This is a genomic window from Limnohabitans sp. (assembly GCF_044373035.1).
GTDB lineage: Bacteria > Pseudomonadota > Gammaproteobacteria > Burkholderiales > Burkholderiaceae_C > Limnohabitans_A.
On record NZ_JBILQU010000128.1, the window covers coordinates 1 to 6,586 of the forward strand.

The following is a 6,586-nucleotide window of genomic DNA, read 5'->3' on the forward strand; positions in this document are numbered from 1 at the left end:
GACCCCATGCGCTGAAACAAGCCCCCGGGCAGTCGCCCGACTTGCCCCATTAACTCCAGCTCCAACAGCTGCGCCTGCAGTTGGGCCGTGGGCCAGCCGCAGCGCGCTTGCAGAGCGTCCAGGCCGACGGGGTCGTGACCCAGGGCGCGCAGCAGGGCGCGTTCGGGGTCTTGGCCTGACGACGCATCTTCTGTCGATGGCTCAGTCAGATCCAACTTTTTTTGCGCGACGGGTGCAGGCAGGCGCATCTCTTCCAGCACATCTTGCGCCGACTCGACCAGTTTGGCGCCCTGTTTGATGAGCGCGTGGCAGCCTTTGGATTGGGTGGCGTGGATGGAGCCGGGGATCGCCATCACGTCGCGGCCTTGCTCCAGGGCTTGCTTGGCGGTGATGAGTGAGCCGGAAGGCAGGGCGGCTTCTACCACCAGCGTGGCTTGTGACAGGCCTGAAATCAGCCGGTTGCGGCGCGGGAAGTTGGGCGACAGCGGCGGTGTGCCCAGCGGGTATTCGCTCAGGATCAGCCCGTTTTGTGCAATACGGTGTGCCAGGTCACGGTGTTGGCGCGGGTAGACGCGGTCCAGTCCAGTGCCGACCACGGCGATGGTGGCCAGTTGCCCCTTCGCAGCCCCTTGCACTGCGCCCTGCAGTGCGCCTTCGTGCGATGCACCGTCCACCCCCAGTGCCAGGCCAGAAACCACAGTCAGTCCGCTGGCGGCCAAGCTGCAGGCAAAGGCGCGTGCGTTCTCGGCACCCTGGGGCGTGGGGTTGCGGCTGCCCACCATGGCCAGCGCTTGCTCGGCCCGCAGCCGGGGCAAAAGCGCCGTCTGGCCCATGGCGTAGAGCATCAAAGGCGGGTCGGGAATGTCCAGCAGCGGGGCAGGGTAGTCGGCGTCACCCAAGGTGAGCACGCAGCGACCGGGCCCGGTGCCCGCTTGCAGCCATTCCAGGGTGTCAAGCGTGAGCGCTGCACAGCCATCGGGCATGAGGCACAGCGCCTGCGCCTGTTTGGCGCTGACCACCTGGCACAAGGCGGTTTCGGTTTGCGTAAAAATCGCTTCGGGCTCGCCAAAGGCCGCCAGCAAGCGCCTGGCGTTTTCGGTGCCGACGCCGGGCGTGAGCACCAGCCGCAACCAAGCGCCCAATTCCTCGGGGGTGTTGACCATGTTGTCTCCCTGTGCGGCCTGAATGGCCGTCGAATGCATGTTGTGCTGAGCATTGTGGTTCAAAGCCTGGCTCGCGCCAAGTCCTAGGAGGCGGCGAAGCGCAACTCATGGGGTCAGATCAAACCTTGTTTTGGGTGGCACAGGGGCACAGGGCTGGGTGCATGAAGTGGCCGTGATGGCGCGCCGTTGTTCAAGGGTTCATGAAGGCGAATGCGTGATCAACCAGTCTTTGAGCGCATTGTCGATGCGCGTCTGCCAGCCAGCGCCCGTGGCCTTGAATGCGGCCATCACATCGGGTGAGAGGCGTATGGTCGTGGCCTGCTTGACGGGGGCTTTTTGGGGGCCTCGGTGTGCGCGTGCGTTCATTTTCAGCAAGTCGCTGTAGAGCTGGGGATCCAGTGCTTGGGCGGCGGGTTTGAAGTGACGCAAGTCGGCCGCTGTCAATTCGCGGACTTCACCTGACTCGTCCACTAAAGGTGCGCGTTTTTTTGTCATGGGCTTTGACCTCTCTGGCGTTGGCCTTGCGAAAGCTGATGACACGAATGCCACCAGCCACCGGGGTGAAGCACAGGACGTGCAATCGGTCGTCTAAAAAGCCAATGGCCACCCATCGAGTTTCCGGGTAGTTCTTGCGCGTGTCCTGGTCAATCACAGCTGTAGCAAAGTCGAAGCGAGACGCCTGTTCAAAGCTGAGGTTGCGGCTGGCAACACTCGCTTGGTTTTTGGCGGCATCAAATTCGATGTGCCTGTTTTATATTGTAATAACGATTTGATTGGACCGCACAAGACTATTGAGTTGGACGCGCTGCCAAGTCTCTAAAATCAAGGCCACACGAGTTGACTGCCCATGCCCAATATCGCCTCTTCGCCCACCGCGCACATGCACTTGTGCATTCTTGAAAACGACGACCTGGACCCGCCGCTGGCGCAGCGTTACACGCGGGTGGCGGCGATGTTTGAGCATTTGTTCGCGCAAGCGGGCTACCAGGGCCGCATCGACACCTTCAGTGCCCGGCATGGCCAGTACCCGGCCAGTTTTGCGGCCTACGATGCGGTGCTTTTGACCGGCAGCCGCGCCGATGCTTTTTCGGACGAGCCCTGGGTGGTGGCCCTGCGCGCGCAGGTGGCGCGTTTGCTGCAGGACCAGCACAAGCTTTTGGGCGTGTGTTTTGGCCACCAGTTGATTGCGCATTGTCTGGGTGCGCCCGTGCAGCGGGCACCCCGGGGCTGGCGGGTTGGGCGGCAGGCTTACGACTGGCTGGGCGCGCCCGAGCACCTGGGGCTGACACAAGGTCAAGCGGCCCAAGGGGTCCAATTAGCCCAATTGGCCTTGCTGGCCAGCCACCAGGACCAGGTGCTGGCTTTGCCGGCGGGGGCCACTTTGCTGGCCACACAAGCCGATTGTCCGGTGGCCGCTTACGCGCTGGGGGACCAGGTGTTTTGCATTCAGCCGCACCCGGAGTTCACACCCGAGGTGTCGGCCTTTTTGTTGGACAAGCGAAAAGGCATGCTGGGGGAGCCGCTTTACGAGCAAAGCATCAGCAGTCTGAGCGAGCCCCATGACGGCCTGGCGCTGGCGCGTTTCATGATCCGTTTCGTGCAGTACGGTCTCTCGGTTTGAACCGTGCAGGCGCTGGGCTGAAATGACCGAAAATACCCGGTATCCATTTTGATTTCCTGAACCATGGCCCTGCTCCCCATTCTTTGCTACCCCGACCCCCGCCTGAACAAGGTGGCCAAACCCGTGCAGGCAGTGGATGCGCGCGTGCACGCCCTGATCGACGACATGCTGGAGACCATGTACGAGGCCAGCGGCATTGGCTTGGCCGCCACCCAAATTGATGTGCACGAGCGCCTGGTGGTGATCGACACCTCTGAAGAGCGCAACCAACCGATCGTGTTGATCAACCCCGAGATCACCTGGATGAACGACGAGCGCGTGAAGGGGGAAGAGGGCTGCCTGTCGGTGCCGGGCATTTACGATGGCGTGGAGCGCGCCACGGCCGTCAAGGTGGCGGCCCTGGACCGCAGCGGCCAACACCGCACCATCGAGGCCGAGGGCATGCTGGCCATCTGCATCCAGCACGAGTTGGACCACCTGATGGGCAAGGTGTTTGTGGAATACCTCTCGCCGCTCAAGCAAGGGCGCATCAAGACCAAGATGGTCAAAGCCCAAAAAGCCGAGCGCTGAGCACGGCATGCGGCTGATTTTTGCGGGCACGCCCGAATTTGCGCAGGTGGCCATGGCGGCCCTGCACGCCGCAGGCCACGAGATCGTCCTGGTCCTGACCCAGCCTGACCGACCTGCAGGGCGCGGCATGAAATTGCAGCCTTCGCCCGTCAAGCAGTGGGCCTTGGACCATGCGGTGCCAGTGGCCCAGCCGCGCAGCTTGCGGCTCGATGGCAAATACCCCGAAGACGCCGCCGCCGCCCGCCTGACTTTGCTGGACGCAAAACTCGTCCATCAGGCCGATGCCATGATCGTGGCGGCTTACGGCCTGATCCTGCCGCAGTGGGTGCTGGCCTTGCCGCCCAAGGGTTGCCTGAACATCCACGCTTCTTTGTTGCCACGCTGGCGCGGTGCCGCGCCGATCCACCGCGCCATCGAGGCGGGTGACACGCAAACCGGCATCACCATCATGCAGATGGACGCGGGTCTGGACACCGGCGACATGTTGCTGGTTTTGCCCTGCGCCATCGCGCCCACCGACACCACCGCCGTGCTGCATGACCGCCTGGCCGGGCTGGGCGGGCAGGCCATCGTGCAAGCGCTGGCGAAGCTCGATGCCTTACCGCACCAGCCCCAGCCCGATGAAGGCGTGACCTATGCGCACAAAATCGACAAGGCCGAAGCGGCGCTGGACTGGGCCTTGAGCGCCGAGGTGCTGGCGCGGCGCATCCGGGCCTTTGATCCGTTTCCGGGCATGACCGTGCCATTGACCACAGATTCGGGCGTGGAAACCCTCAAGCTCTGGCAAGCCACGGCGCAAGCGTCCGTGCAGACCGCTCAACCTGGCACCGTGCTCAGCGCCGATGCCTCGGGCGTGCGCGTGGCCTGCGGTGAGGGTCAGCTGTGCCTGACGCAGTTGCAGCGGCCCGGTGGCAAGCGCTTGGGGGCGGCGGACTTTTTGCGCGGTTGCCCTTTGCAGCCTGGCCAGCGTTTGGTGGCCTGATGTTTTTTCGGCCCACGCTCTACCGCCGCGCCGAGTTCTGGCAAGGCTTTCGCGATTTGGCCCCGCAAGCGCCGGGTGTGGCAGCTTGGGGCCTGATGACGGGCGTGGCCATGGTCAAGTCGGGCATGAGCGTGTTCGAGGCGGTGGCCATGACGATGCTGGTGTTTGCGGGCAGCTCGCAGCTGGCGGCCATTCCGCTGTTGGTGGCTGGTGCCCCGGCATGGGTGATTTTGGCCACCGGCTTTTGCGTGAACCTGCGCTTTGTGGTGTTCAGCCTGCACCTGCGCAATTACCTCATGCACTTGCCGCGCTGGCAGCGCATGTGCCACGGCTACTTCACGGCCGACATCACTTACGTGCTGTTCATCCGCCAGTACCCGCAACCTGGCAGCACAGATGCTGAGCGCACAGGGCAAGAGGCTTATCTGGCGGGCAATTACTTCCTCAACTGGGGCAGCTGGATCGTGGCCAGTTTGCTGGGCGTGGGCCTGGCCAACCTGATCCCGCCCGAATGGGGTTTGGGCTTTGCGGGCATTTTGTGTTTGCTGGGGATTCAGTGCTCGCTGGCCAGCTCGCGCATGCGCATCTTGTCGGCAGCGGTGGCGGGTGTGGCCGCAGTGGCCGCATACCACCTGCCGCTCAAACTCAACATCGTGGTGGCCATTGCGGTGGCCGTGATCCTGTGCCTGACGGTCGAAAAAATCCGACCTGCAACCAAGGCGGCGGCATGAACGGCACGGATTTGTGGACCTTGGGCGTCATCGTCGGCCTGGCCGTGGTCACGGTGGTGGCCCGCAGTTTCTTTTTCATCTCCAGCCAGTTTTGGCAATTGCCCGACTGGGCGCAGCGCGGTCTGCAGTACGCGCCGATTGCGGCGTTGTCGGCGGTGGTCATTCCCGAAATCATCACGGTCCAGGGCGAGTTGGTCAGCACCTGGCAAGACGCCCGCTTGTACGCGGCTGCAGCGGGTGTCGCCGCTTACTTTTGGCGGCGCGGTGTGCTGACCACGATCCTGGTGGGCATGGCGGTGTATTTGCCTTTGCGTCTGGGGCTGGGTTGGTGATCGAGGCGATTTCCCTCGTGGGAGCGAGCCCCCGCTCGCGAATGTGTGCAGTGCCGCTTCAAGTATTCGCCCGCAGGGGCGGCCTCCTGCAAAAACCGGGGGCATTTGTCTTGTGGGAGCGAGCCCCTGGTCGCGATGGGTTGCCCTGTAACTGCTTTTAAAATCGAGGCCAATTTCCCGATACAGGACAAGCCTCCCCATGAACGTCATCCGTTTTTCCGATCTGTGTGCCAACGGACAAGCCGCTGGGCAACGCGTTTTCATCCGCGCCGACTTGAATGTGCCGCAAGCCGATGACGGCAGCATCACCGAAGACACCCGCATCCGCGCCAGCGTGCCCTGCATCCAGATGGCGCTGGCAGCCGGTGCGGCCGTGATGGTGACTTCGCACTTGGGCCGCCCAACCGAGGGCGAGTTCAAGCCCGAAGATTCGCTGGCCCCGGTGGCCAAACGTTTGGGCGAGCTGCTCGGCCACCCTTACGAAAATGGGGTGTCTTTGGTCGCCAATTGGGTCGAGGGTGTCACCGTCGCCCCCGGCCAGGTGGTGCTGCTCGAAAACTGCCGCGTCAACAAAGGCGAGAAAAAGAACGACCAAGAATTGGCCCGCAAGATGGCCAAGCTGTGCGACATCTACGTGAACGACGCCTTTGGCACCGCCCACCGCGCCGAAGGCACCACCTACGGCATCGCCCAGTTTGCGCCCATCGCCTGCGCGGGCCCCTTGCTGGCGGCCGAGATCGACGCGATCAGCCAGGCCCTGGCCAATCCAAAGCGCCCGCTGGCCGCCATCGTGGCGGGCAGCAAAGTCAGCACCAAGCTGACCATCTTGAAGAGCCTGTCGAAAAACGTGGACCAGTTGATTGTGGGCGGCGGCATCGCCAACACCTTCATGCTGGCGGCGGGTCTGAACATTGGAAAAAGCTTGGCCGAAGCCGACTTGGTGGGCGAGGCCAAAGCCGTGATCGAGGCCATGAAGGCGCGTGGGGCCGAAGTGCCGATTCCGACCGATGTGGTGGTGGCCAAAACTTTTGCGGCCGACGCCGTGGCCACGGTGAAAAAAGCCACCGAAGTGGCCGACGATGACATGATTTTGGACATCGGCCCCGAGACGGCGGCCCAGCTCGCCGCGCAGCTCAAGCAAGCGGGCACGATTGTGTGGAACGGCCCGGTGGGCGTGTTCGAGTTTG

Annotated in this window: 9 protein-coding genes; 6 read left to right on the forward strand and 3 right to left on the reverse strand. The window is 63.3% G+C overall.

Going from position 1 to position 6,586, the window contains the following annotated elements; translation table 11 throughout:
* The 3 genes from dprA to ACIQ47_RS13900 form a co-directional block, all read right to left on the reverse strand.
* A partial coding sequence (gene dprA, locus ACIQ47_RS13890; RefSeq protein ID WP_396438682.1) for a DNA-processing protein DprA occupies positions 1-1,163 on the reverse strand: 1,163 nt, incomplete at its 3' end.
* Positions 1,164-1,361: 198 nt separating this feature from the next.
* Positions 1,362-1,658 carry a BrnA antitoxin family protein gene (locus tag ACIQ47_RS13895; protein WP_396438683.1) on the reverse strand — a complete coding sequence of 99 codons (297 nt, stop codon included), beginning with the start codon at positions 1,656-1,658 and terminating at the stop codon, positions 1,362-1,364.
* Positions 1,618-1,905 (reverse strand): BrnT family toxin, encoded by a 288-nt coding sequence (locus ACIQ47_RS13900; RefSeq protein ID WP_396438690.1) that lies wholly within the window; start codon positions 1,903-1,905, stop codon positions 1,618-1,620. The genes ACIQ47_RS13895 and ACIQ47_RS13900 overlap by 41 nt, the downstream gene beginning before the upstream one ends.
* 105 nt (positions 1,906-2,010) lie before the next feature.
* On the opposite strand from ACIQ47_RS13900, the gene ACIQ47_RS13905 reads away from it, so the two are divergent.
* The 6 genes from ACIQ47_RS13905 to ACIQ47_RS13930 all read left to right on the forward strand — a co-directional run.
* Positions 2,011-2,784 carry an amidotransferase gene (locus ACIQ47_RS13905; protein WP_396438684.1) on the forward strand — a complete coding sequence of 258 codons (774 nt, stop codon included), beginning with the start codon at positions 2,011-2,013 and terminating at the stop codon, positions 2,782-2,784.
* Between the two features lie 63 nt (positions 2,785-2,847).
* Positions 2,848-3,354 carry a peptide deformylase gene (gene def / locus ACIQ47_RS13910; RefSeq protein WP_396438685.1) on the forward strand — a complete coding sequence of 169 codons (507 nt, stop codon included), beginning with the start codon at positions 2,848-2,850 and terminating at the stop codon, positions 3,352-3,354.
* Between the two features lie 7 nt (positions 3,355-3,361).
* A complete protein-coding gene (gene fmt, locus ACIQ47_RS13915; protein WP_396438686.1) occupies positions 3,362-4,336 on the forward strand; it encodes a methionyl-tRNA formyltransferase in 975 nt (324 codons plus the stop codon).
* A complete protein-coding gene (locus ACIQ47_RS13920; RefSeq protein ID WP_396438687.1) occupies positions 4,336-5,067 on the forward strand; it encodes an AzlC family ABC transporter permease in 732 nt (243 codons plus the stop codon). The genes fmt and ACIQ47_RS13920 overlap by 1 nt, the downstream gene beginning before the upstream one ends.
* Positions 5,064-5,399: an AzlD domain-containing protein gene (locus ACIQ47_RS13925; RefSeq protein WP_396438688.1), complete on the forward strand. Its 336-nt coding sequence runs from the start codon at positions 5,064-5,066 to the stop codon at positions 5,397-5,399. The genes ACIQ47_RS13920 and ACIQ47_RS13925 overlap by 4 nt, the downstream gene beginning before the upstream one ends.
* Positions 5,400-5,598: 199 nt before the next feature.
* A partial coding sequence (locus tag ACIQ47_RS13930; protein WP_396438689.1) for a phosphoglycerate kinase occupies positions 5,599-6,586 on the forward strand: 988 nt, incomplete at its 3' end.